This is a genomic window from Actinoplanes sp. NPDC051405, from assembly GCF_055586185.1.
Window position 1 is genome coordinate 16,521 of the sequence record NZ_JBVJIR010000036.1, and the last position, 22,949, is coordinate 39,469.

Below are 22,949 nucleotides of genomic sequence, written 5' to 3' on the forward strand. Positions count from 1 at the left end.
CCGGTAACATCGCTGCCGTGCACAGCAACTACAGCGAGCGACGCCGGATGAGCCCCCTCCGGTTGCGTTAGCACGTGCCTCCAGCCGGCGGGTCGATCCCGCCGGCGCGAGTGGCCCCGGCACCTGTCGACCCGTCTCCGCGTACCAGTCGATGGGTCGTCATGAATCTCGAAGCTCTGCTCACCGCCCGGCTCGCCCCCGCGTTCGCCCAGGTCGCGCAGGCGACCGTCGATCCGGCCGTGCGGCGTTCCCGGCACGCCGACTTCCAGTCCGGCGCGGCGCTGCCGCTGGCCGGCCCGCTCGGCCGGCCGCCGCGCGACATCGCGGCCCGGGTGCTGGCCGCGGCCGACCTGGCCGGGGTCGCCACCGCCGAGATCTCCGGTCCGGGCTTTCTCAATCTGCGGCTGACCGACGAGGTGATCGCCGCCGGTGCCAACGATCTCGCCGCCGACGCCCGGCTCGGGGTGCCGCCCACGACGAGTCCCGAGCGGATCGTCGTCGACTACTCGTCGCCGAACATCGCCAAGGAGCTGACCGTCGGGCACCTGCGCTCGACCGTCATCGGTGACGCCATCGCCCGGCTGCTCGAGTGGCTCGGTCACGACGTCGTGCGGGCCAACCACCTCGGTGACTGGGGTACGGCGTTCGGCATGCTCATCGAGCACCTGGGCGGCGGGGACGCCGACGAGATCACCGATCTGACCGCTTTCTATCAGGCCGCGCGGGCCCGGTTCGACGCCGAGGAGGACTTCCGGACCCGGTCGCGGCAGCGGGTGGTGGCGCTGCAGGCAGGTGACGAGGACACGTTGCGGCAGTGGCGGCACTTCGTCGCGGCGTCACAGCGGTATCTGCTGGCCGCGTACGACCGGCTCGGGGTGACACTCGGCCCGCGGGACTTCATCGGCGAGAGCTTCTACAACGACAGGCTGGAATCCGTGGTGGCTGAGCTGGCCGCGCGGGGCCTGCTGCGGGAGAGCGAGGGCGCGCTGTGCGCGTTCCCGCCGGGCTTCACCGGCCGGGGCGGCGATCCGCTGCCGCTGATCGTGCGCAAGAGCGACGGCGGTTACGGGTACGCGGCCACCGACCTCGCCGCCCTGCGGTACCGGACCGGTGACCTGGGCGCGACCTGGCTGCTCTACGTCGTCGGCGCCCCGCAGCGCACCCACTTCGCGATGGTCTACGCGGTGGCGGCGGCCGCGGGCTGGCTGCCGGCCGGCGTACGGGCCGAACACGTCGGCTTCGGCTCGATCCTGGGCACCGACGGCAAGATGTTCCGGACCCGCTCCGGCGACTCGGTGAAGCTGGCGGCCGTGCTGGACGAGGCGGTCACCCGGGCCGCGGCGCTGGCCCCTTCGGCCGAGGTGGCGCGGGCGGTGGGGATCGGCGCGGTCAAGTACGCCGACCTGTCCGGCGACCGGATGTCGGACTACGTGTTCGACTGGGACAGGATGCTCGCGCTGACCGGCAACACCGGGCCGTACCTGCAGTACGCGTACGCCCGGACCCGGGGCATCCTGCGCAAGGCGCAGGCGGCGCCGGGACCGATCCGGATCACCGCCCCGGCCGAACGGGCCCTGGCGCTGGAACTGCTCGGCTTCGCCCGGGTGGTGACCGGGCTGACCGGGTCGCTGGAGCTGCACCGGCTGGCCGGCTACCTGCACGGGCTGGCCCAGACCTTCAGCGCCTTCTTCGAGGCGTGCCCGGTGCTGAAGGCGCCGGTCGGCATCATGGAGAGCCGGCTCGGCCTCTGCGAGCTGACCGGCCGGACCCTGCGGCAGGGCCTCGACCTGCTCGGCATCGAGACACCGGAGCGGCTCTAGAGCGGACGCCCCTCCTCCTTGACGACGCCGAGCAGCGGCCGGTTGGCGCCCGCCGGGTCCCAGGTCGGGTCGGTGACGGCCGGCTGGGCCCAGTCCAGCCGGCCGAAGCCGGGCCAGATCCGCTGGGTCAGCGCGCGGGTGGTGTGCACCCGCCGGCCGGCCCGGCGGCGGCGCTCGGCCAGCACCGCGCTGAGGAACATCCAGGGCGGGGTGCCGGGCGGTGGGGTCTGGGAGATCTTCTCGGCGACCTCCTGGGCCAGGGTGTGCGCGAAGCGCCCGTTCTGCGGCTGCCGGATCTCGCCGGCCCGGGCCAGGTAGTGCCGGGTGGCCAGGGCCAGCTCGTCGTCGAGCCCGCTGAGGTCGAGCTCGGCCGCCCAGCCGGCGAGCTGCGGCGGCATCGACGGCACCCAGCCCCACGGCGCCGGGGACCGCTCGTGGATCACGAACGTGCCCGCCGCCTGGTCGCCCAGCCGCCGGCCCTGGGCCGAGAAGATCATGGTGGTCAGCGCGACCGCCCAGGTCAGCGGCGGGAACAGCAGGCCGGGCCACTCCACGGCCACGCCGACCAGGGTGCGGGTCAGCGCGTGCCGCAGCCGGATGGGGCCGCCGTCGACCCGGACCACCCGCAGCCCCATCGCCCGCTTGCCGATGCTGCGGCCGTTGGTCAGCGTCTCGGCGATCGTCGGGTAGGCGATGAACACCAGGATGACGCCGATGGTGAAGGCGGCCTGCATGAACGCACCGTCGGCCACGCCCGGCGGCAGCACCGACGTGCCGATCCCGATGAGGATGACCGTCAGCAGGACGAAGACCAGCTGCATGGCGATGTCGATGATCAGCGCCAGGCCGCGCGAGCCGACCCGGGCCGGGCGTACGTCGACCTCGACGGCCTCCCCGTTGACGATCGGCTCGTCGCTCCCGCCGCTCGCCGGCACCGCCACAGTCATGCGGGTAGTTAACCCGATCGGCGTTGGCTACGCTGCGCCGGTGGACCTGGACGCGTACGTCGCCGAGCGCCGCGGGGAGTGGAACCGGCTCGAGGTGCTGGCCCGCCGCCGGCGGCTGTCCCCGTCCGAGGCCGACGAGCTGGTCCTGCTCTACCAGCGGGCGGCGACCCACCTGTCCGTGGTCCGCAGCCACTCACCGGACCCGATCCTGTTGGCCTCGCTGTCCCAGCTGGTCATCGCCGGCCGTTCGGCGGTCACCGGCGGCCGCAGCTTCTCCTGGCAGCCCGTCCGGCGCTTCTTCACCTCGGCGTTCCCGGCCCAGCTCTACCAGGCCCGCCGCTGGTGGCTGACGGTGATGGTCGTCGACGTGCTGGTGGCCTGGGCCCTGATGTGGTATTTCTCCGCCCACCCGGACGTGATCAGCACCTTCGGCACCGGTCAGGAGCTGCGGCGCTACGCCGAGCAGGACTTCGTCGGCTACTACAGCGAGTTCCAGGCGCAGAACTTCGCGGCCAGCGTCTGGACCCACAACGCCCTGATCGCGGCGCAGTGCCTGGCCTCGGGAGTGCTGATCCTGCCGGTCATCTACATCCTCGGCCAGAACATCTTCGCCCTGGGCATGTCCGGCGGCGTGATGATCTACACGGGCCACGCGGACACCTTCTTCGGCTTCATCCTCCCGCACGGCCTGCTCGAGCTGACCTGCATCTTCGTCGGCGCGGGGGTCGGCCTGCGGATCGGCTGGGCCTGGATCGCGCCCGGCCCGCACCGCACCCGCGGCCAGGCGCTGGCCGAGTGCGCCCGCGGCGGCATGCTGGTCGCACTGGGCCTGGCCGTGACGCTGGGCGTCGCCGGACTGCTGGAGGCGTACGTGACCCCGTCCGGCCTGCCGACGGTGCTGCGGATCGGGATCGGGGCGGTGGTGTGGGTGGCCTTCATGGCGTACGCGCTGGGCGTGGGCGGGGCGGCGCACCGTCGCGGCGAGACCGGTGACCTGGCTCCGGAGCACTCGGTCACCCCGGTCCCGACCGCTTAGCCCGGTGGACTCCTCTTCCTCCGCGCCGCTCCTGCTGGCGGCGGCCGCGCTGCACCTGGGCTTCCAGCTGACAGTGTCCTGCGTCGTGTATCCGGCGCTGGCCGACGCGCCGGAGTCCGCCTGGCAGGAGATCCATGACGCGCACGGCCGCCGGATCACGCCCGTGGTGGTGGTCGTCTACGGCCTGCTGGTGGTGGCCTGCGGCTGGGCGGTGCTGGCCGGACCGGACGCCTGGACGCTCGTCTCGGTGCTCGCTGCGGCGATCGCCGGGCTGCTCACGGCCTTCGGCGCGGCGCCGGCGCACGGCCGGCTGGGCCAGGGCTGGTCCCGGGACGTGCTGCACCGGCTGCTGCTGATCGACCGCGGCCGGACCGTGGCGGCGGCGGTCTGTGCCGTGGCCGCCTTCCTGGCCGCCCACTGAGCGGTCAGAGGCGCCCGGCCGCTTTCAGCATCAGGTAGACGTCGGCGACCTTCGAGGCGAAGTTCTCGCGCAGCTCGTCCACGACCAGCACCCCCTGCTGTTCCAGCAGCGCCCGTACCCGGCCGCGCTCGGCCAGCGCCAGCTCCGCCGCCGCGGCCACGTGCACGTCCGCCGCGATGGCGCCTTCCGGTGGCAGTTCAGCCAGCTGGGCGGTTTCCGGGTCGCGCACGCTGGCCAGCACCACCCGGTGCCGGGTGGTCAGCCGGGACAGCATCGGCAGCAGGCCCTCGACGATCGGGGCCGCGTCCAGCGCCGTGAAGATCACCACCAGCGAGCGTTTGTGGTCGCGGCGCAGCAGGTCGCCGGCCGCCAGCCCGAAGTCCGTCTCGACCAGCGCCGGCTCCAGGGCGGCCATCGAGCTGATCAGCCGGGGAAGCTTGGTGCGGTGACCGCCGCCCTCGACCTTGGCCCGGACCGCCGTGTCCAGCGCCAGCAGGTCGACCCGGTCGTCGGCCTTGGACGCCAGTACGGCCAGCAGCAGCGCCGCGTCGATGGCGGCGTCGAGGCGGGGCTCGTCGCCGATCCGGGCCGCCGACGTGCGGCCGGTGTCCAGCACGCAGATCACCCGGCGGTCACGTTCCGGGCGCCAGGTGCGGACCACCACGTCATGGGTACGGGCACTGGCCCGCCAGTCGATCGAGCGCACGTCGTCGCCGATCACGTACTCGCGCAGCACGTCGAACTCGGTGCCCTGGCCGCGCCCGCGGGTCACCACGGCGCCGTCGAAGATGCGCAGCTTGGCCAGCTTCTCCGGCAGCAACCGGCGGGACGGGAAGCGCGGCAGCACGCGCAGCGTCGACTCCGGCGTGACAGCCTCGTCCCACTTCTGCCGCCGCTGCCGGTACGCGAGCCCGAGCGGCCCGTACGAGCGCAGCGTCACCCGCACCGCCCGCCGGTCACCGTGCCGGGTCGGGGTGAGCGTGGTGGTGAGCTCCTGTTCCTCACCCGGCAGCAGGTTGAGCCGGTGCTCGGTGTTGTCGGCGCCGGCGGACGGCACCCAGCGGTCGCGCAGCCGCAGCCACATCGGCCGCCGGGCGGCGTTGCCCACGGTCAGCGCCATGGTGGTCGTCTCGCCCAGCCACACCGTCGCCTCGCCCGAGCGGCGCAGCGTGACCCCGGTGAGCGGCGCCGCGACCAGCACGTCCAGCGTTGCCGCCACGACGGCGAGCCCCAGCACGGCCGCGGTCAGCAGCCACGGGCCCGGCAGCAGCGCGGGCAGCGGGAGGCCCAGCGCCAGCAGCAGCGCGAAACGCCTGGTGATCACGGTCGGCTCAGCGGGGCGCGGGCACGGCGCCCAGCACAGTCCGCAGCACCGAGTCGGTGGAGACGCCGTCCAGCTCGGCCTCGGCGCGCAGGCGTACCCGGTGCCGCAGGGTCGGGATGGCGAAGGCCTTCACGTCGTCGGGCAGCACGTACTCGCGGCCGCTCAGCCAGGCGCGGGCCTTCGCGACCGCGAGCAGCGCGGTCGAACCGCGCGGGGACGCGCCCAGCTCCAGCGCCGGTGACACCCGGGTGGCCCGGCACAGGTCCACGATGTATTCCAGTACCGGCTCGGCGACGGCGACCCGGCGCGCGGCCTCCCGGCCCGCGGCCAGGTCGGCGGCAGTCGCCACCGGCCCGACCCCGGCGGCCTTCAAGTCCCGCGGGTCGAAGCCGTGGTGGTGCGCCTTGAGCACACCGAGCTCCTCCTCGCGCTGCGGCAGCGGCACGGTGAGCTTCAGCAGGAACCGGTCCAGCTGCGCCTCCGGCAGCGGGTACGTGCCCTCGTACTCGATCGGGTTCTGGGTGGCGACCACGATGAACGGCTCGGGCAGCCGGCGGGTTTCACCGTCGGTGCTGACCGTGCGTTCCTCCATGGCCTCCAGCAGCGCCGCCTGGGTCTTCGGCGGGGTCCGGTTGATCTCGTCACCGAGCAGCAGGTTGGTGAAGATCGGCCCGGGCCGGAAGTTGAACGCGGCGGTCCGCGCGTCGTAGACCAGCGAGCCGGTCACGTCACCGGGCATCAGGTCCGGGGTGAACTGCACCCGTTTGGTGTCCATGTCCAGCGCCGCGGCCAGAGCCCGCACCAGCAGGGTCTTGGCCACCCCGGGTACGCCCTCGAGCAGCACGTGGCCGCCGCAGAGCAGCGCGATGACCACACCGCCGACCACCGCGTCCTGGCCGATGACCGCCTTGGCGACCTCGACCCGGAGGCGTTGCAGCGCGTCGCGTGCCGCAATGGCCTCCACTCCTGCGGAAGACGTCACGTCAGATTCCCCTCGTCTGTTCCCTGTTGCCAGTTCTGCTGCCCCGTCACGAAGCGGACCAGGTTCTGCACGGTCGTCGCGGCGCGGGCGAGCTCCTCGTCGCTGTCCTCGACACCGCCGCTGAGCATGTGCCGTACCTCCAGCACCGGCTGGCCGACGGTGGCCGCGACGCGCTCCGCCACCTCGTCGGCCGGGACGTCCGCGGGCAGCCCGTAGTGCTCGGCCAGCCGCACCCGGGCCGCGCCCTGCAGAGTGGCCAGCGATGTGCTGCGCGCCCCGGCCCGCTGGTAGAGCCCGCCCAGGCCGCGGACGGTCTCGGCGGCCCGGACCCGGACCGGCAGCGGCTCGGCCACCGGGGCGCCGAGCCGGCGCGCGGAGGCCGCGGCCAGCGCTAGCGCGGCGAGAGCCAGCAGAGCCAGGGTGGCCCAGACCGCCGGCGGGAAGGCCCGGGCCAGCGGGCTTTCCGAGACGCCGCTACCGCCGGCCTGGGCCGGATCGGCGTCGCCGCCGTCCTGCGGCTCACCGGTCGGCTCCTCGTCGGGGAGGTCGTCGTCGGGGCGTTCGCCGCTGTCGTCACCCTGGTCGTCGCCGTCGGTGCCGGGATCCGGCTGCTCGGGCTCGGGGGGCCGGCCGGCGCCGTCGTCCGGGGCCGGCTCGCGCTCGTGCAGGTCGAGCCAGATCACCGTCGGGCTGCGGGCCAGCAGGCCGCGGGCCAGCGCCCGGTTGCCGTGCTCGTCGGCCCGGTCGTTGCGGAACGGGTCCGCCGCGCCGACCAGTGTCATCGCGACCCGCGCGCTGCGGAACTCCACCAGGCCGTCGTTGTAGCAGCGCACGGCCTCGTAGGCGGAGACGTCGTACCGCAGGCGCTGCACCGCGGCCGGGCCGGCGGCGTTCACGTAGTCCGTCGAGCAGCCCGGCTGCGGCGCCGTGGCCGTCCAGCGTGGCCCGCCCACCGGAACGGAGAGACCGGCCGCGGTCAGCTGGTCCTTGCCCGGCGCGACCATGACCACGCGGACCTGCTCCGGCAGCGCGGCCAGCCGTGGCAGGTAGGACGGGTGCATCAGCCCAGGGGTGGTGACGAAGAGCGTGACCGGCCCGCCCACCTCGGCGTCGGAGATCGCGTCGGCGCTGGTGCGGTGCACGGTGATCCGCACCCCGGCGCTGGTCAGGGCGTCGGCGAGCAGCCGCGCGCCGTCACCTTCGTCGCTGGTGGGGGAGAGGAAAGAGGCATCGGTCGGGTCCGGCTGCTGCACCACGTGCGCGACACCGGTCATCGTGGCCAGCCCGGCGACGACGGCGAGCGGCAGGGCGAAACGCAGCCAGCGGCGTGACTTCACGACGGCACCCCGCGCATCCGCATCCGGACGTCACCGGTGAGGGCGCGCATGCGTTCGTCGTGGGCGGGCAGGGCGGGGCGGTTGCCGTACCAGATCTCGGAGAACAGGTCGGTGGCCCCGGCGAGTGAGCCGGCGACGGCCGGGCGCTGCGTGGCGGCAGCCGCCGCGACCTCGGCGGCGGTGTTGCCGGGCAGGGGCGCCACCACGCCGGCGGCGGTGAGGTCGCCGACCACGTCGCGCAACCGCTGCCGGATGGCCTCGGCATAGCGGCCCTCGGCCGCCAGCCGGTCGGCCAGCAGCGTGCCGTCGGCCAGCACGACGGTCGGGGCGAAGACCGGCTCGACCTTGGTCTTGGCCTTCCGGGCGGCCTTCGGCTTCCGGGTACGGCGCCAGCGCGGCAGCCGCCAGCGGGGCATCCGCAGGCGGGGCATCCGGGGCAGCCGGGTCGGCACCCACGCCGGGTACCAGTACCAGAGCGCACCGGTCAGCCCTGCGATCGCCAGCAGGATCAGGAGCAGGACCTGCGGCGGGACGACGTCGAAGACCGCCGCCGCGAACTCGTCCCAGACCCGGGTCACCGGGCGTACACCAGGGCGGCGGAGTCGTCCTCGCCGCGGCTGCGGGCCCGGCCGATGGCGATGTCCAGCCCTTCGGTGCGGATCCGCGTCTCCAGCAGCAGCACGGCGGCGACGCAGGCCAGCGCGGAGTAGGCCACGGCGTTGGCGAGCACCCAGGCGGCCGGGGTGAGCCAGGTCAGCCAGGCCGGCTCGCCGCCGCTGAGCTGGGTCAGGACCCACACCCACCCGCTGCCCAGCGCGAACCGGATGACGAACCAGGTCAGATAGGCGCTGAGCAGGGTCCAGAAGCCCCGCAAGGCGCCGCGCGTGGTCAGCCGCGCCGAGCGCCAGAGCGCACTGAACGGGTTGCCGGCGCGGTCGATGACCAGGACCGCGGAGGTGAGGCTGAACAGGCCGTACAGGATCAGCCAGGGCACGAATCCGGCGAACAGGGCGACCCCGCCGGCCACGCCGAGCACGAGGGCGACGCTGATGGTGGACAGTGGCCGGGTGCGCGACCAGAGCTCACGATGGCGTACCGCCCGGCCGAGCAGGGCCGGGGCAGCGGCGGCCGCGGCGAGGGCGCCGAGCAGCGTGAGGATGACGGTCTCGGTGGCGAACCCGAGGGCGGTGACGATCCACCACTGCCCGAAGTGGCCGCGCGCCGGACCGTAGTAGGGCGCGGTGACGAAGGCGGCGGTGCGCAACGGCACCAGCAGGGACTGCTCCAGCAGGCCGAGGACGGCGGCCGTGGCCAGCAGGGGAAGGGCCCGGGCCCGCAGCAGGGCCATGGCGGCGTCCAGCAACTCACCGAGCGTCATCGGACGCAGCGGCAGTTCCGGCTGCGCAGGCATGGCGGCGATCCTACGAGATGCCCGCCGGTCCCGTGACATCTGCCGGGTCCCTGGGCAGCTCTCGCCTGGAAATGCATCGGCGGTTATGGTGCCTCGTGGGCGCCCACGAGGCGCGTGCAATTTTCCCCTCGAAAGGTTCCTGATGACCCTTCCCGCAGGCGTCTCGCGGCGTGGCGTTCTCGCCGCCGCAGCTGCCGGTGCCGCCGCTCCGCTCGTGCTCGGTGACGCGGCCGGCGCCGCTCCCGCGACACGTCCCGGTCACGGCCACCACCCGAAGACGTACGACCTGACCGTGCTCGGCACCTCCGACACCCACGGCAACGTCTACAACTGGGACTACTACAAGGACCTGGAGTACGACGACAGCGCGCACAACGACGTCGGTGTCGCCAAGCTCGCCGCCCTGGTCAACCAGATCCGGGCCGAGCGCCGGGGCAAGGCCACCCTGGTGCTCGACGCCGGCGACACGATCCAGGGCACGCCGCTGGCCACGTACTACGCCAAGCAGGAGCCGATCACCTCGACCGGTGAGAAGCACCCGATGGCCAAGGCCATGAACGTGCTGCACTACGACGCCGTCACGCTGGGCAATCACGAATTCAATTACGGGCTGCCACTGCTCAACCTGTGGATCCGCCAGCTGGGCTTCCCAGCGCTGGCCGCCAACGCGCTCGACGCGACGACCAAGCGGCCGGCCTTCACGCCGTACGTGATCAAGAAGGTCTCCCTCGGGCACGGCGCACCGACGCTGCGCGTCGGGATCCTCGGCCTGACCAACCCCGGCGTGGCCATCTGGGACAAGGGCAACGTCGAGGGCAAGCTGGTCTTCGCCGACATGATCGCCACGGCCGCGAAGTGGGTGCCGGTCATGCGGGCCCGCGGCGCCGACATCGTGCTGATCTCCGCGCACGGCGGCGACAGCGGCACGTCCAGCTACGGCCCCGAGCTGCCGAACGAGAACCCCAGCGCGCTCATCGCCGAGCAGGTCCCGGGCATCGACGCGATCCTGTTCGGGCACGCGCACGCCAACGTCCCGCAGCGTTTCGTCACCAACAAGCAGACCGGTGCCCAGGTGCTGCTGTCGGAGCCGTCGAAGTGGGGCCAGCGGCTGAGCCGGATGGACTTCACGCTGACCCGCGACCGCGGCCGGTGGACCATCACCGGGAAGAAGTCCGACCTGCTCAACACCAACACGGTCACCGAGGACCCGCGGGTGCTGGCCGTGGTCAAGGCCCAGCACGCCAAGACGGTCGCGTACGTCAACCAGGTCGTCGCCACCTCCACGGTGGAGCTGACCACGGTCGAGTCGCGGTACAAGGACACGCCGATCCTGGACTTCATCAACAAGGTGCAGACCGAGACGGTGACCGCGGCGCTGGCCGGCACCGCGTACGCGTCCCTGCCGGTGCTCTCGCTCGCCGCGCCGTTCAGCCGGACGGCGGTGTTCCCGCAGGGTGACGTCAAGATCCGGGACGTGGCCGGCCTGTACGTCTTCGACAACACGCTCGAGGCCGTGGTGCTGACCGGGGCCGAGGTGAAGGCGTACCTGGAGTATTCGGCGAAGTACTTCGTGACGCTGCCGGTGGGCGCCACGCCGGACCCGGCGACGATCAGCGACCCGGCGGTGCCGGACTACAACTACGACGTGTTCTCCGGCGTCGACTACGACATCGACATCAGCCGCCCGGTCGGTGACCGGATCACCCGGCTGGAGATCGCCGGTGCCGCGGTCGCGCCGGACGCCCAGTTCGTGGTCGCGGTGAACAACTACCGGCGCAGCGGCGGCGGCAACTTCCCGGGCATCGTCAAGACCCAGGTCTACAACGCCCAGCAGGAGATCCGGCAGCTGTTGATCGACTGGGCGCAGGCCAAGGGCGAGATCAACCCGGCTGACTTCTTCGTCGCCAACTGGCGTCTGGTCCGCGCGGGCGTCCCGGTCTTCTGACCGAGGGCTGCTGACAACAGGAGGCCGTCGTGATGTTCCCCCCGGAACATCACGACGGCCCACCCACCCCATCCCGGCCGGCCACTGTTACGGCCGGGAAGCTCATCACCGGCCGCTCTTTCGGCCGGGAGGGTCGGTGCCGGCCGCTCTTTCGGCCGGGAGGGTCGGTGCCGGCCGCTCTTTCGGCCGGGAGGCTCAGCGCCGGCTCAGCGGCCCGGTCCCGAGTGCCACTGGCCGGCCTCGTCGGCGGTCAAGGTCAGCGTGGCGGTGTGCCCGTCGTCGAGGGTCAGCCGGCACAGGTAGTCACGCATGCCTTCGACGTCACGCTCGCCCACGGGCCGGCACCGTGCCGCGGTGACGTTGATCCGGGCGTCCTTGAGCTGGCCGTCCCCGACGACGTTGCGCTGCACGGCCTCCAGCCGCTGGTTCTCCCGGAGCTCGGTGACGAGCGGGCCGACCAGCACCGCCGAGGCCACGAAGGAGCAGAAGGCGCCGGCCACGAGGGAGATCACGAAGGTGATCCAGTACGGGGCGGTGCTGTTGCGGGACCGCCGCGCCTGATCGGCGCGGCGCTTGGCGGAGATGGCCCCGAGGATGCCGAACAGCATGGTGAAGACGGCCACCGGCCACACGGCAGGCGCCTGGGCACGGGAGGCGTGCCGCATCTCGTCGGGGAACGGGACCAGCAGGCCGCCGTACTGCGGCAGCGGCTGCTCCGGCGGCGCGCTCGGCCCGGCCTGAGCGGGCGTCTGCCCGGCGGTGGCCCACGGTGCGGCCTGAGTGGGCGTCTGCCCGGCGGTGGCCCACGGTGCGGCCTGAGTGGGCGTCTGCCCGGCGGTGGCCCACGGTGCGGCCTGAGTGGGCGCTTGCCCGGCGACCGCCCACGGCGCGGCCTGGGGCGCGGTCGGTGCGGGCGCCTGCTCGGCGGTGGCCCACGGCGCGGGCGGAGCGGGCGCTTGCCCGGCGGTCGCCCACGGCGGTGCGGTCGGATAGGCCGAGGGCGGGGAAGAGGCGGCGGCCTGCGCCAGGCCGGGCTGCGGATACGGTACGGGCTCCGGGTAGCCGGCCGCACCCTGCTGCGGGTACGAGACGGCCGGGTAGCCGCCGCCGGCCGGTTGCTGGGGCGGATATTGCGCGTAGCCGGTTGTGAACTGTGGGTAGTCCTGGGGCGCGACCGAGTTCTCGGGGCCGGGGGGAACCTGAGTGGTCATGCGGGGCCTTTCCGGGGGCGGCTCGGGAGCAGTGCCGTGCCAGAGCCCTTCCCATCGGTCCACCGCCGCCGTACTTGAGAACACTCGCCCGGCGCCGCGTCGTGTTCCCGACTCATTCGATGGACATCGATGGATGGAGGAGGAGGGTCGAACCGTATCGGGAGGCGCATCATGCGAAAACTGTTTGTCGCGGCGACAGCCGGCCTGCTCTGCGCGGGCCTGACCACCCCGGCCCGGGCCGACAGCGGCCCGGCGGCGGGATTCGACGGGGTGCGAGCCTGGAACGAGGCGGCATTCCAAGCGGTACGCACCACCCGGGCGAGCGACGCCGACGCCGCCCGCTGGTACGCGATGCTCAACGTGGCGATGTACGACGCGGTCAACGGCATCGTCGCCGGCCGTGAAGAGCCGGCCCGCCACCACGCGCTGATCCGCGGCCCGGGCCCGCACGACGCCGACCCGTACGCGGCGGCGGTGTCAGCGGCGCACGCGGTGCTGGTGGCGGTCGACCCGGCCCGGACCGCGGCGTACGACACCCAGCGCGACGCCGACCTGGCGCGCGTACACCCCGGACACCGCCGGACGGCGGGCGCCCGGTGGGGTGACGAGGTGGGCCGGGCAGTCGTGCGGGCGCGGGCCGACGACGGCTCATCACCGGTACGCACCCAGCCGGCGGGGACGGGACCGGGGGTGTTCCGGGCGGAGTGGTCCGGGGTGCAGTACCGCGACGTGCGCCCCTTCGCCGTCCGAGACCCGGCCGCGTACGTCCCCGGCCCGCCGCCACCCCTGGCCAGCGTCGAGTACGCGGCGGCGTTCGCCGAGGTCGCGGTGCTGGGAGACGCCAATGTGCCGGCACCGGAGCTGCTGACGACGTACCAGTTCTGGTCGGTCCCGGTGGGTTCGGACCAGCCACCGGGCGAATGGTTGCGGATCGCGTTGACAGTCGGCGGCGAGCTGTCGCTGGCCCAGGGCACCAGGATGACGGCGCTGGTGAGTATGGCGCTGGCGGACTCCACCGTGACGACCGTGCGGACCAAGGAGACGTACCGGCACTGGCGGCCGACGACGGCGATCCGCGAGGCGGACACCGACGGCAACCCGCTGACCACGGCGAACCCGACGTGGTCGGCGCGGGCGGGTTCTGTCGGAGGCAGCCCGGAGTGGACGTCGGGGCACAGCTCGTACAGCAACACGGCGGCTGTGGTGCTGGCCGGGTTCTTCTGCTCGGACAATGTGCGCTTCACGCACGTGAGCGACACTGCGCCGGGTGGGCAGGCCCGCGGCTATCCGAGCTTCTCAGCGGCTGCGGCGGAGGCCGGGCGCTCGCGGGTGTTCGGCGGGCAGCATTTCGCGTTCAGCGACCGGGCCGGTCAGGGGATAGGCCGGGGCATTGCGGATGAGGTGCTGGCCACGCGGTTGCTGCGGGTCCATGGGAGCACCCACGTCGGCTCTTGTCCGCGCTGATCGCCGGGGTGGCCATAATGACCCACCATGGACCTGGACGAGTACCAGCGCGGCGCCCTCCGCACCGCCGCTCCCCGCGACAAGAAGAACGAGCTGCTCCACCTGGTCCTCGGCCTGGTCGGCGAATCCGGGGAGGTCGCCGAGAAGTTCAAGAAGTGGGTCCGCGACCTGGACAGCGACGAGTCCCGGATCGACCGGGACGACATCGCCAAGGAACTCGGTGACGTGCTCTGGTACGTCGCGGTGCTGGCCGACTACCTCGACCTCGCACTGGACGACATCGCGAAGGCCAACCTGGCCAAACTGGCCAGCCGGCAGGACCGCGGCGTGCTGAGCGGCAGCGGCGACGATCGCTGAGCGGGGTCCGCCTCGTCAGTTGCCGGTGCCCGTGCCGCCGCCGTCCTCGCCGCCGCCGCCACCTTCCGGCGGTGGCGGCGTGGTCGTGGGCGCCGCCGGGGTGGTGGTGGCCGGCTCGGTCACGGGTGGCGTTGTCGTCTTGTCAGGGGTCGCGGAGGTGGATGTCGAGGCCGACGTCGACACCGACTTGCTGACGGACGGCTTCTGAGTGGGCTTCTGGGTGTTGGCCGGCGGGTTCACCGGACGGGGAGCCTCGGTCGTCTTGGTCGGCTCCACCGGCGCTTCGGTCTCGTCGTCGGCTGAGGCCGACTCGGTCGGCACGATGGTGTTCGGCTTCTGGTCCGCGTCGGCGTCGCCGCTCTGCAGAGCGATCGCCAGGGCCAGACCGCCGGCCAGGATGAACAGGCCGATCACGGTGAGCAGGACGGCGAGCTCGTTCTTCGTCCGGCCGCGCTTGCGGGGCGGGGCCTGCACCGGGGGCGCGGCTTCGAGCAGGTTGCGCTGGCCCGGCATGGTGCGGCGGGGTGCGGCCGGGCTCATCGGCCTGGTCAGCGAGGTGCCGCTCATCGACGTGCCGGTCTGTCCCAGGCCCGTGCCGGTCAGACCCGCACCGCCCATTCCAGCGCCGGCCAGGCCGGCGCCACCCAACGCTGTGCCGGTGGTCGACGGGCCGTGCATCGTCGGGCGGCGCAGGGCCGTGCCCGTCATGGACGTGCCGGTCTGCGAGCGCCAGTCGAGCGTGCCCGCGGCGGCCAGTGCGGCCGCGGCGAACTCGGCCGCGTCGGCGAAGCGGTCCTCCGGGTGCTTGGCCATCGCCCGGCTGATCAGCTCGCGGACGGCCGGCGGCACGGTGGTCTCCGGCAGCGGCTCCGGGTCGTCCTCCAGGTGGCGCAGCGCCACCTGCAGAGCGTTGTCACCGTCGAACGGCGGGTGGCCGGCCAGGCAGTGGTATGCGACCGCGCCCAGCGCGTACACGTCGGTGGCCGGGGTGACATTGCCCTTGGCGACCTGCTCGGGCGCCATGTACAGCGCCGTGCCGACGATGGCGTTGAGGCCGGTCACGCTGGTCACGGCAGCGGAGCGGGCCACGCCGAAGTCGACCAGGATCACCGTGCCGTTGGGCTTGACGATCAGGTTGCCCGGCTTGACGTCGCGGTGCACGGTGCCGTTCTCGTGGGCGGCGTGCAGGGCCTCGGCCGCCTGCGCCACGATCGACATGGTCTCGGCGACACCCAGGCGGCCCTGCTCCTTGAGCCGGGCCGAGAGCGGCTCGCCGTCGACGTACGCCATCACGAGGTACGCGCAGTTGTCCTCGTCGTTGGCGTCACCGGCGCTGTAGTCGTACACCTCGACGACGCCGGGGTGCCGGAAGGCAGCCATCATCCGCGCCTCGCCGTAGAAGCGGGCGGCGAACTCCGGGTCGGACAGCATGGCGCTGCGCAGCACTTTGACGGCGATCGTGCGGCCGAGCACCACGTCGGTGCCGCGCCACACGTCACCCATGCCACCCGTGGCGATGCGCTCGTCCAACCGGTAGCGGTTGTCCAGGAGACTTCCCGAACTGAGCACCAGCGGACCTATCTACTCGGGTGTCGCCACGGACGGATGACGCGGAACGGGGGCCCGGCTGCGAGCCGGGGCCAACTGTACAGATTCACGTCACCTCCAGGCGAGGTCGGTCGGTTGCCGGCGGGGGTGGTGCCGGCTCATCGGCGGGTCAGCGGCGGCACCGTCCGGCCCGCCGCGGAGTCGGTGATCAGCTGATCGAGGCGCCGCTGCCGGGTTTCCGGCCGTTTGGCGCCGACCACCCAGTGCACGGCGGCCCGGCGGTAGGACGCGGGCTGCGCCGAGAACCATTTCCATGCCGCCTCCTCGCTCTCGAACCGGGCAGTCTGCTCAGCGTCGAGCACCGCGTCGGCGGGCTGCTCGTACGAATACACCGCTACCCGTTCGGGCTTGAGGGACTCGAAGGCGTGCAGCCCGGCCGGATGCATCAGCCCCGCCGCGGTCAGCTCGGCGATCTTGGCCACGTTGACCGCGCTCCACACGCTGCCCTTGCGCCGCGGGGTGAACCGGACCTGGTAGCGCTCGTCGTCGATGCGGCGCCCGATGCTGTCGATCCAGCCGAAGCACAGCGCCTGCTCGATCGCCTCGGTGTGCCGCACCGTGGGCTTGCCGGTGTGCTTCTTGTAGTAGCCCACCAGCAGCTCGGGCGCGTCGGCGTGATGCTTCAGGAACCAGCCACGCAGCTCGGCGGCGTCGGCGAAGAAGACGGGCTCCATGACGAAGAGCCTAGGCGCGGGGTCCGACAGAAAACAGCGACCGCCGGGCGGCAAAGGGCTCCGTCCGGCGGCCGCCGCCGGTCAGTTGTCGTAGGTCGGTGTGACTACTACCACCGCGTCGGGCTCGGACTCGGCCAACTCCAGCTGCTCGTTCTCCGCCTGGCGCTCCAGCGCGGCCCGGGCGGTGGTCGCCGCGGCCCAGCCCAGCGCGACGCCGAGCAGGCCGGCGCCGATGAGCAGGCCCCAGGGCAGGCCCGGCTTGCGGCCGGCCAGCGCGTTCGCGGCCAGGTTGGCGCGCTCGTACGCCTCGTCGCTCACCTCGGCGAGCTTGGCGGCGGCCTTGTCGGCCAGCTTGCTGCTCTTCTTGCCGGCCTTGCCGGCGAGCTTGCCGCTCTGCTTGCTCGCCTTGTCAGCGAGCTTGGTGGCGGTGGCCGCGGCGACTGCCGCCTTGGCGCTCGCCAGGTCGGCGGTGTGCTTGCCGGCGTCCTTGGCGCTCTCGCCGGCGCCCGCCATCGCGGACGACAAGTAGTCCCAGGCCTGCGCGGCTGTGCGCTCGGCAGTGTTCTTACGAGAGAGCATCTCCTCGGTACCTCCTGCGATCGCCGGTGCCGGCGGGTGGGTCGTCGACTTGTCGAACGTGCCCAAGCGCCACGAAAGGCAAACGTACCGGTGAACGGGCGACGTCAGTCGGATGTGGACAGCGTCACGTCGGATAAAACGGTGGACGTCGCTGGGTACGCTTGCGTCGGTTCACACGGGGCACACAGGTGCCTGCCAGGTTCACGCACTACGGTTCGGGCAGTTTCACCGAACCCGACCGGGGGTAGTCATCGCCGCCCCCGACGACAGCGGCATCAGGTACGGCCGCCGTCGTGCAGAGGAGAAGACGCTCGGGGCATCCCGGGCGGGTGGAGGTAGTGGCGTGACGCTGTCGATAACGACGTCGACACTCCCCGCAGGGGTGGTGGAGATCTCCCCGGCGGGTGAGATCGACGTCGAGAACGCGTACGAGATCAAGGACGCGGTGGCGGGTCAGCTCGCCGCCGGGCGTCCCGAGCGCATCGAGCTCGACATGCACGGCGTGACCTTCATCGATTCCGTCGGCATCAGTGCCCTGGTCGCGGCGTTCCAGCTGGCCAGCGTCAGCGGCGTCAAGCTGGTCGTCACGCGTCCCAGCCGGTTCGCGCACCGCCAGCTCTGGGTCACCGGCCTGCTCGGCCTCTTCGGCGCACCGCAGCCGTGCGCGGATTGTGAAGAGCCTTCACATCAGCCCCTCGTGTCCGGTGCCTGACCGCGAGTGATCATGGGAGTTAAGCCTTCCTGAGGCGGCTTGTCCGGGTGCTCGGCGGTAGGGGATAGTGCCCTGCGTGGCGAAACTTCCGATGGGCACCGCCATCCTCCGGCGATATGTGCTGATCGGCGCCATCGGCCAGGGCGGTGTCTCGACCGTCTACTCGGCCGTCGACGCCCGCCAGGGTCGCAAGCTGGCAGTGAAAGTGCTGGCCCCGAGCCTGGCCGACGACGTGCAGGCCCGCGAGGACGTCCGGCGCGAGGCGCTGATCACCGACCGGCTGCGCCACCCGAGCGTGCCGCGGGTCTTCGAGTACGGCGAGGCGCCGCTGCCCGACGGCAGTGTGGTGCCGTACGTGGTGCTGGAACTGCTGGCCGGGGTGCCGCTCACCGAGCGGCTGGCCCGGGGGCGGCTGGAATGGCCGGAGGCCGTCCGGATCGCTGCTACAGCCGCTGACGTGCTGGCCGTGGCGCACCGGCGGGGCGTGGTGCACCGTGACCTGACCGCCCGCAACATCATGGTCAGCCCGGCCGGCATCAAGATCATCGACTTCGGCCTGGCCACGGCCGCGCTGCGCACCGGCGACTCCGGCGCCCACCCGGTCGTGATCCGCCGCAGCCCCTCCCGCGAGTCGCCCACCCGCGGCGCGTCAGTCCACGGCGGCGGCCCCAAGCACGGTGGCCCCAGGCATGGTGGTCCGGATCACGGTGTCGCCCGTCACGGAGACCTGGCCCGAGGATCGGCAAGGCACGGTGACCCGGACCGCGGCGGCTTCGACCGCGGCGACCCGGACTGCGGCGGCTCGGACCGCGGCAGCCTGGGCCGCGGGAGCTTGGGCCGCGACGGCCTGAGCCGCGACCGCTCCGACCACGGCAGCCTGGGCCGCGGGAGCTTGGGCCGCGACGGCCTGAGCCGCGACGGCCTGGAGAGCATCGGCCCGCGGCACGAAGGCCCGAAGCGCGGCGGCCTCGACCGCGGCGGCGACGCGAACGCCCTGCCCTCACACCCGAAGACAGCGTTCGCCCGCCCCGCCGACGACGTCTACACCCTCGGCGTGCTGCTCTACGAGATGCTGACCGGCCGTTCCCCGTACCCTCCGGCGGTCGCGGCCATGATCGTGGCCGCCGGCCGGGTCGGTCACCTCGCGCCGACGCCCGTCCTGGCCATCCCCGGCCTGCCGCCCAAGCTGCGGGATCTGGTCCGCGCCTGCATGGCGAAGCGCCCCGAGGACCGCCCACCGAGCGTCGACGTCGCGCTGGACCTCTGGCGGATCCTGGACGGCGTCACCCTGCCCGAGCCCTCGGTCAACTGAGGCGTCAGATCGCGGGCGTCTGCACGACGATCGACTCGAGGTTGAATTTCACGTCGGTGGCCTCGGCCGGTGACCGGATCGGGGTGACCACCGCGAAGCCTTCGGCCAGCGCCGCCAGGTCGGTGCCCGGTTCCAGCGGCTCGTCGGCGGCCTGCACCGCGGTGCGGACGAAGCCCTCGCCGGCCTCCGCGATGCTCATCTGCACCTGACCGAATCTGGCCAGGGTGGCCCGGCGCAGCCCGCGGATGCCGTCCACGTGCAGGTCCGGCACGTTCAGGTTGAGCACCGTGCCCGGCGGGGTGTGGGTCAGCGTGGGCAGCAGTTTCATCGCCAGGCCGGCGGCGCTGTCCCAGTGCCGGTTCTCGTCGTCGGCGTGTTCCAGGTCGGCGATGGCCTGGCCGCCGCTGGCCGCGGTGCCGTTGGCCGGGGAGAGCACGTCCAGCGAGACGGCGAGGCCGTGCAGTCCCGCGTGCGAGGCCGTCAGGGTGGCGCCGACCGTGCCGGAGTGCACGACCGCGGCGCCCGCGTTGGCGCCGCGGTTGATGCCGGACAGGACGATCTGCGGCGGCGGGCCGAAGGCGTCGCGCAGGGCGAGCAGCACGATGAAGGCGGGGGAGGCCGCCACCGCGTACGCGGGCACGTTGCGCACCCCGGGCAGCTCCCGCTGCGACACCACGATCTTGCCGTTCTTCTCCACCGCCGTCATGGCGGCGCTGGTGCCGCTGGCCTCGGTCAGCGGCGCCGCGACCACGATGTCGAGGCCCTGGCGGGCGGCGGCCCGGGCCAGGTGGCGCAGCCCGGGAGCGTCGATCCCGTCGTCGTTGGTGATCAGGATCCGTGGCGTCGTCATACCGGCACCTTCGTGTCGACGGGCGTCAGTCTCACCCGCTCGGTCAGCACCTGGACGGCGTCGATGCGCCCGGTGCCGAGCCCGTGGCGGGTCACGTTGAGGGCGCCGGCCGCGGCGCCCGTGCGTACGGCGTCACACAGCGTGCCGCCCTGGGCGAGCACCGCCGCGACGCCGGCGGTCATCGAGTCGCCGGCCCCGCGGGACTCGGCGGCGATCATCTTCGGCATGTCGACCTCGTACACCTGGTCCTCGATCAGCGCCAGCGCGCCTTCGTCGGCCCGCGAGACGAGAGCCATCTCGGCCCCGTCGTCGTGCAGCTTGTGCAGCGCGCGGGTCAGCGACTCGGTGGTGCCGTCCTTGACCATGCCGTCGCGGATGAGTTCCTCGTGGCTGACCTTGACCACGTGCGGGCGTGCTTCGAGCGCGGCGGCGAGGTGGGCCGCGGACAGGTCGACGATGACCTTGCAGCCGTTGGCGCCCAGGTCGGTGGCGAGCCGCCGGTAGATGTCGGCGGGCACGACCGACGGGTGGGCGGGCCCGCTGAGCACGGCGATGCCCGCCCGCAGCCCTTCGGCGAGCGCGAGGCTGTAGAGCTCGTCCATCTCGTGCCGCGACAACGGCTGGCCCGGGTCCTCGGCCAGCTCCTGGCGCTGGCCGCTGCGCCGGTCGTGGACGTACCAGCCGGTGCCGGAGTCGCGCTTGATCGTCTTCAGCGTCACGCCGTGGAACTTCAACAGCGGCTCCAGCACCCGTCCGACCTCGCCGCCGGTGGCCGAGCAGAGGGTGACCTGCGCCCCCAGCAGCGTGATCATCCGGGCCTGCCAGACGCCCTGCCCGCCCGGGTGCACGTGCAGCTCCGCCTTGTCGTGCTGCTGCTCGAGCGTCACGGTCAGCTGGGGCGCAGGCACGAAAACCATGACGCCTTTGTGGCTCATGAGCACAGTCTTGCGGACGGGCCCGCGCCGCGGGCGTGATCGCTGATTTAGGCGGTCACGTCCAGGACCAGGCGGAACCGGGCGCCGCCGGCCAGCATCCGCGTGCCGCCGGCTGAACGCCAGGTTGTCCTCGTTGTCGATGGCCGTGCCGGTGAGGCCGGGCACCAGCGCGGTCATCGACGACCCGCTGGCGGCGGTGGCGATGATCGCGGCTGCCCCGCCGAGCGCCCGCAGCGCCGCCCCCGGGTCCGCGGCCGTGCTGTCGATGTCCTCGTCCGCCCCCAGCTCACGGGCCAGTTTCTCCTTGCCGGTGCCGCGGGCGACCGCCACGACCCGGTAGCCGAGCCGGGCGGCGTACTGCACGGCGAGGTGGCCGAGACCGCCGATGCCCTGCACGGCCACGAGCGCGCCGGGCCGCGCGTCGATCTGCCGCAGCGCGGAGAGGGTGGTCAGTCCGGCGCGGAGCAGCGGCGCGATCCCGGCGGCCGGCATTCCGTCCGGTACGCGGTCCAGCCCGCTGGTGCGCGCGTACACGATCTCGGCGTAGCCGCCGTCACGTCCGTGCCGGTCTGCGGCTGGTCGGTGAGGTGCTGCTCACGGCTTGACGCCGAGCACCGCCCCGTTGGCTCCCGGCGCGTCGAAGCGGGCCGTCCGGACCTGGCCGAAGCCCGCGCCGGTCAGCCAGTCGGCATACTCCGCGTCCGAGTAATTTCGGCCGCCCACGGTCTCGACCAGCATGTTCATCCCCATCAGGGCGGCCGGTGCGGGTCCGGTGCGGTCCGCGTCGAGCAGCAGCTCGGAGATGATCACCAGGCCGCCGGCCGGCAGGGCCGTGTAGGCCTTGGCCAGCAACTCCCGGTTGGTCGCCTCGTCCCAGTCGTGCAGGATCATGCTGAACAGCACGGTGTCGTGGCCGCCGGGCAGTGCGGCGTCGGCGAGGAAGTCGCCGGCCCGGGTGGTGATCCGGTCGGCCAGCCCGGCCAGCTCGATCTTGCCCGCGGCGATCTCGACGACATGCGGGAGATCCAGCACGGTGGCGGTCAGGTCCGGCTGCTGCCGGCAGAGCTCGATCGGGTACGCCCCGGAGCCGCCACCCACGTCCAGCAGCCGCTGCCGCCCGGCCAGGTCCACCGCACCGCCCAGCGCCCGCGCGGTGAAGATCGACGTGGAGTACATCGCCTCCCAGAACGTGGCCAGCAGTTGCGGGTCCGCGGTCGTGAACATCGACTCCTGGGTGTCCGGATCCCAGGTCAGCGGCCGGTCGGTGCGCAGCGCCTCGCCGATGCGGTGCCACGGCAGATAGGTGCGGTGGTCGCAGTAGGTGACCTGCCCGCCGAAGTAGTACGGCTTGCCGCGGACCAGGAACTCCTCGGCCAGCGCGGTGTTGCGGTAGCCGTCGCCGGCCCGTTCCAGCAGCCCGAGCGAGGCGCAGGCGGTGAGCAGCAGGTCGGCCGGGCGATCGGGCAGGCCCAGTTCCTGCTCGGCGGCGGCAACGGTCAGGGTGCGGCCGCCCGCGAGCCGGGTGAACAGGTCGAGCTCGACGGCGGCGGCGAAAGTCTTGAAACTCCAGAAGCCGGTGACGAGGTCCATCAGGGGTGTCGGCGTCAACATGACGCAGATCATGGCAAAGGGGCGCTCGTGGCGCGCCCGGGTAGTTATCGGGCGGCGGCCTCGGTCAGCTCGCGCAGCGGCGTGACCAGCGACGGGTCGTTGCGCAGCAGGTCCTCCAGGCGGACCCGCCAGCGGCCGGCCTCGATGTCGGCGGTGAACCGGTCGCTGTCGCTGCTCTGCACCGACGCCTCGAGCAGGCGCTGGCGGGTGTTGGCCAGCTCGCCGTACATCTCGGTGCCGAGGCGGCTGAGCACCTGGCCCGCGTACGCGTCGTAGCCCGGCCCGGCGGCCATCCGGACGAATGCGCGGGCGGCCTCCCAGGCCACCCGGGGCTGGTGGATGACGGATTGCGTCATGGCGATCCCCTCTGTGGTTGGCGTCACAAAGAGTGTAGGGAGCCGGGCGCCTTTCCG

At 72.8% G+C, this 22,949-nt stretch carries 22 protein-coding genes and 1 pseudogene; 8 read left to right on the plus strand and 15 right to left on the minus strand.

All coding sequences use genetic code 11. From position 1 onward, the window contains the following. The first annotated feature begins 161 nt into the window (after positions 1-161). A complete protein-coding gene (argS, locus tag ACZ6S4_RS43515; protein WP_465480502.1) occupies positions 162-1,820 on the plus strand; it encodes an arginine--tRNA ligase in 1,659 nt (552 codons plus the stop codon). On the opposite strand, the gene ACZ6S4_RS43520 is transcribed toward argS, so the two are convergent. Beyond that, positions 1,817-2,767 carry an RDD family protein gene (locus tag ACZ6S4_RS43520; RefSeq protein WP_465480503.1) on the minus strand — a complete coding sequence of 317 codons (951 nt, stop codon included), beginning with the start codon at positions 2,765-2,767 and terminating at the stop codon, positions 1,817-1,819. The two genes, argS and ACZ6S4_RS43520, sit on opposite strands and share 4 nt — an antisense overlap. A 40-nt stretch (positions 2,768-2,807) precedes the next feature. Here ACZ6S4_RS43520 and ACZ6S4_RS43525 point away from each other — a divergent pair, with 40 nt between their 5' ends. After that, the gene (locus ACZ6S4_RS43525) at positions 2,808-3,803 is read left to right on the plus strand and encodes a stage II sporulation protein M (RefSeq protein ID WP_465480504.1); all 996 of its coding nucleotides are present in this window, start codon (positions 2,808-2,810) and stop codon (positions 3,801-3,803) included. A 4-nt stretch (positions 3,804-3,807) separates the two neighbouring features. Then, a complete protein-coding gene (locus ACZ6S4_RS43530; protein WP_465480505.1) occupies positions 3,808-4,224 on the plus strand; it encodes a hypothetical protein in 417 nt (138 codons plus the stop codon). A 4-nt stretch (positions 4,225-4,228) separates the two neighbouring features. On the opposite strand, the gene ACZ6S4_RS43535 is transcribed toward ACZ6S4_RS43530, so the two are convergent. From ACZ6S4_RS43535 to ACZ6S4_RS43555, 5 genes are read right to left on the minus strand one after another with little or no spacing between them, the layout of a single operon-like run. After that, positions 4,229-5,548: a DUF58 domain-containing protein gene (locus ACZ6S4_RS43535; protein ID WP_465480506.1), complete on the minus strand. Its 1,320-nt coding sequence runs from the start codon at positions 5,546-5,548 to the stop codon at positions 4,229-4,231. A gap of 7 nt (positions 5,549-5,555) precedes the next feature. Further along, positions 5,556-6,530 (minus strand): AAA family ATPase, encoded by a 975-nt coding sequence (locus ACZ6S4_RS43540; RefSeq protein WP_465480507.1) that lies wholly within the window; start codon positions 6,528-6,530, stop codon positions 5,556-5,558. Then, positions 6,527-7,867 carry a DUF4350 domain-containing protein gene (locus ACZ6S4_RS43545; protein ID WP_465480508.1) on the minus strand — a complete coding sequence of 447 codons (1,341 nt, stop codon included), beginning with the start codon at positions 7,865-7,867 and terminating at the stop codon, positions 6,527-6,529. Before ACZ6S4_RS43545 ends, ACZ6S4_RS43540 begins: the two co-directional genes overlap by 4 nt. Then, positions 7,864-8,445 (minus strand): DUF4129 domain-containing protein, encoded by a 582-nt coding sequence (locus ACZ6S4_RS43550; RefSeq protein WP_465480509.1) that lies wholly within the window; start codon positions 8,443-8,445, stop codon positions 7,864-7,866. Before ACZ6S4_RS43550 ends, ACZ6S4_RS43545 begins: the two co-directional genes overlap by 4 nt. Next, entirely contained in the window at positions 8,442-9,278 is an 837-nt protein-coding gene (locus tag ACZ6S4_RS43555; protein WP_465480510.1) for a hypothetical protein, read from the minus strand. Before ACZ6S4_RS43555 ends, ACZ6S4_RS43550 begins: the two co-directional genes overlap by 4 nt. A 142-nt stretch (positions 9,279-9,420) precedes the next feature. On the opposite strand from ACZ6S4_RS43555, the gene ACZ6S4_RS43560 reads away from it, so the two are divergent. Continuing rightward, positions 9,421-11,223: a bifunctional metallophosphatase/5'-nucleotidase gene (locus ACZ6S4_RS43560; protein ID WP_465480511.1), complete on the plus strand. Its 1,803-nt coding sequence runs from the start codon at positions 9,421-9,423 to the stop codon at positions 11,221-11,223. A 206-nt stretch (positions 11,224-11,429) separates the two neighbouring features. Here the strand turns inward: ACZ6S4_RS43560 and ACZ6S4_RS43565 are convergent, their stop codons facing one another. Continuing rightward, positions 11,430-12,434, minus strand: coding sequence for a hypothetical protein (locus tag ACZ6S4_RS43565; protein WP_465480512.1), 1,005 nt, complete (start codon positions 12,432-12,434; stop codon positions 11,430-11,432). Between the two features lie 171 nt (positions 12,435-12,605). Between ACZ6S4_RS43565 and ACZ6S4_RS43570 the strand changes: the two genes are divergently transcribed. Both ACZ6S4_RS43570 and ACZ6S4_RS43575 read left to right on the plus strand, forming a co-directional pair. Beyond that, positions 12,606-13,898, plus strand: a complete 1,293-nt coding sequence (locus ACZ6S4_RS43570; protein WP_465480513.1) for a vanadium-dependent haloperoxidase — start codon at positions 12,606-12,608, stop codon at positions 13,896-13,898. 27 nt (positions 13,899-13,925) lie between these two features. Then, complete coding sequence (locus ACZ6S4_RS43575) at positions 13,926-14,255, plus strand: nucleoside triphosphate pyrophosphohydrolase family protein (protein ID WP_465480514.1); 330 nt, start codon at positions 13,926-13,928, stop codon at positions 14,253-14,255. Positions 14,256-14,270: 15 nt separating this feature from the next. Here ACZ6S4_RS43575 and ACZ6S4_RS43580 read toward each other — a convergent pair whose 3' ends face one another. The 3 genes from ACZ6S4_RS43580 to ACZ6S4_RS43590 all read right to left on the minus strand — a co-directional run bounded on the left by ACZ6S4_RS43580 (position 14,271) and on the right by ACZ6S4_RS43590 (position 17,116). Then, entirely contained in the window at positions 14,271-15,824 is a 1,554-nt protein-coding gene (locus ACZ6S4_RS43580; protein ID WP_465480515.1) for a serine/threonine-protein kinase, read from the minus strand. Positions 15,825-15,961: 137 nt separating this feature from the next. Then, positions 15,962-16,537, minus strand: a complete 576-nt coding sequence (locus ACZ6S4_RS43585) for a YdeI/OmpD-associated family protein (protein WP_465480516.1) — start codon at positions 16,535-16,537, stop codon at positions 15,962-15,964. Between the two features lie 81 nt (positions 16,538-16,618). After that, positions 16,619-17,116 carry a hypothetical protein gene (locus ACZ6S4_RS43590; RefSeq protein ID WP_451915255.1) on the minus strand — a complete coding sequence of 166 codons (498 nt, stop codon included), beginning with the start codon at positions 17,114-17,116 and terminating at the stop codon, positions 16,619-16,621. A gap of 343 nt (positions 17,117-17,459) precedes the next feature. Here ACZ6S4_RS43590 and ACZ6S4_RS43595 point away from each other — a divergent pair, with 343 nt between their 5' ends. Beyond that, positions 17,460-17,828, plus strand: coding sequence for an STAS domain-containing protein (locus ACZ6S4_RS43595; RefSeq protein WP_465480517.1), 369 nt, complete (start codon positions 17,460-17,462; stop codon positions 17,826-17,828). Between the two features lie 76 nt (positions 17,829-17,904). Further along, a complete protein-coding gene (locus tag ACZ6S4_RS43600; protein WP_465480518.1) occupies positions 17,905-19,140 on the plus strand; it encodes a serine/threonine-protein kinase in 1,236 nt (411 codons plus the stop codon). A gap of 4 nt (positions 19,141-19,144) precedes the next feature. On the opposite strand, the gene surE is transcribed toward ACZ6S4_RS43600, so the two are convergent. The 5 genes and pseudogenes from surE to ACZ6S4_RS43625 form a co-directional block, all read right to left on the minus strand. Next, positions 19,145-19,990 carry a 5'/3'-nucleotidase SurE gene (gene surE, locus ACZ6S4_RS43605; RefSeq protein WP_451915252.1) on the minus strand — a complete coding sequence of 282 codons (846 nt, stop codon included), beginning with the start codon at positions 19,988-19,990 and terminating at the stop codon, positions 19,145-19,147. Further along, positions 19,987-20,907: a 1-phosphofructokinase family hexose kinase gene (locus tag ACZ6S4_RS43610; protein ID WP_465480527.1), complete on the minus strand. Its 921-nt coding sequence runs from the start codon at positions 20,905-20,907 to the stop codon at positions 19,987-19,989. The genes surE and ACZ6S4_RS43610 overlap by 4 nt, the downstream gene beginning before the upstream one ends. A 246-nt stretch (positions 20,908-21,153) precedes the next feature. Then, positions 21,154-21,417: pseudogene (locus ACZ6S4_RS43615) on the minus strand (zinc-binding dehydrogenase); the annotation flags it as partial. Between the two features lie 102 nt (positions 21,418-21,519). Then, the gene (locus ACZ6S4_RS43620; protein ID WP_465480519.1) at positions 21,520-22,536 is read right to left on the minus strand and encodes a methyltransferase; all 1,017 of its coding nucleotides are present in this window, start codon (positions 22,534-22,536) and stop codon (positions 21,520-21,522) included. 44 nt (positions 22,537-22,580) lie between these two features. Then, positions 22,581-22,892, minus strand: coding sequence for a hypothetical protein (locus ACZ6S4_RS43625; RefSeq protein ID WP_465480520.1), 312 nt, complete (start codon positions 22,890-22,892; stop codon positions 22,581-22,583). Positions 22,893-22,949 lie beyond the last annotated feature (57 nt).

What these genes read in the sequence shown, in the direction of transcription:
- ACZ6S4_RS43620 (WP_465480519.1), bottom strand. Translation starts at nt 22,536, where the DNA reads ATGTTGACGCCGACACCCCTGATGGACCTCGTCACCGGCTTCTGGAGT.
- ACZ6S4_RS43565 (WP_465480512.1), bottom strand. Translation starts at nt 12,434, where the DNA reads ATGACCACTCAGGTTCCCCCCGGCCCCGAGAACTCGGTCGCGCCCCAG.
- ACZ6S4_RS43625 (WP_465480520.1), bottom strand. Translation starts at nt 22,892, where the DNA reads ATGACGCAATCCGTCATCCACCAGCCCCGGGTGGCCTGGGAGGCCGCC.
- ACZ6S4_RS43610 (WP_465480527.1), bottom strand. Translation starts at nt 20,907, where the DNA reads ATGGTTTTCGTGCCTGCGCCCCAGCTGACCGTGACGCTCGAGCAGCAG.
- ACZ6S4_RS43585 (WP_465480516.1), bottom strand. Translation starts at nt 16,537, where the DNA reads ATGGAGCCCGTCTTCTTCGCCGACGCCGCCGAGCTGCGTGGCTGGTTC.
- ACZ6S4_RS43575 (WP_465480514.1), top strand. Translation starts at nt 13,926, where the DNA reads ATGGACCTGGACGAGTACCAGCGCGGCGCCCTCCGCACCGCCGCTCCC.
- ACZ6S4_RS43555 (WP_465480510.1), bottom strand. Translation starts at nt 9,278, where the DNA reads ATGCCTGCGCAGCCGGAACTGCCGCTGCGTCCGATGACGCTCGGTGAG.
- ACZ6S4_RS43590 (WP_451915255.1), bottom strand. Translation starts at nt 17,116, where the DNA reads ATGCTCTCTCGTAAGAACACTGCCGAGCGCACAGCCGCGCAGGCCTGG.
- ACZ6S4_RS43560 (WP_465480511.1), top strand. Translation starts at nt 9,421, where the DNA reads ATGACCCTTCCCGCAGGCGTCTCGCGGCGTGGCGTTCTCGCCGCCGCA.
- argS (WP_465480502.1), top strand. Translation starts at nt 162, where the DNA reads ATGAATCTCGAAGCTCTGCTCACCGCCCGGCTCGCCCCCGCGTTCGCC.
- ACZ6S4_RS43570 (WP_465480513.1), top strand. Translation starts at nt 12,606, where the DNA reads ATGCGAAAACTGTTTGTCGCGGCGACAGCCGGCCTGCTCTGCGCGGGC.
- surE (WP_451915252.1), bottom strand. Translation starts at nt 19,990, where the DNA reads ATGACGACGCCACGGATCCTGATCACCAACGACGACGGGATCGACGCT.
- ACZ6S4_RS43520 (WP_465480503.1), bottom strand. Translation starts at nt 2,767, where the DNA reads ATGACTGTGGCGGTGCCGGCGAGCGGCGGGAGCGACGAGCCGATCGTC.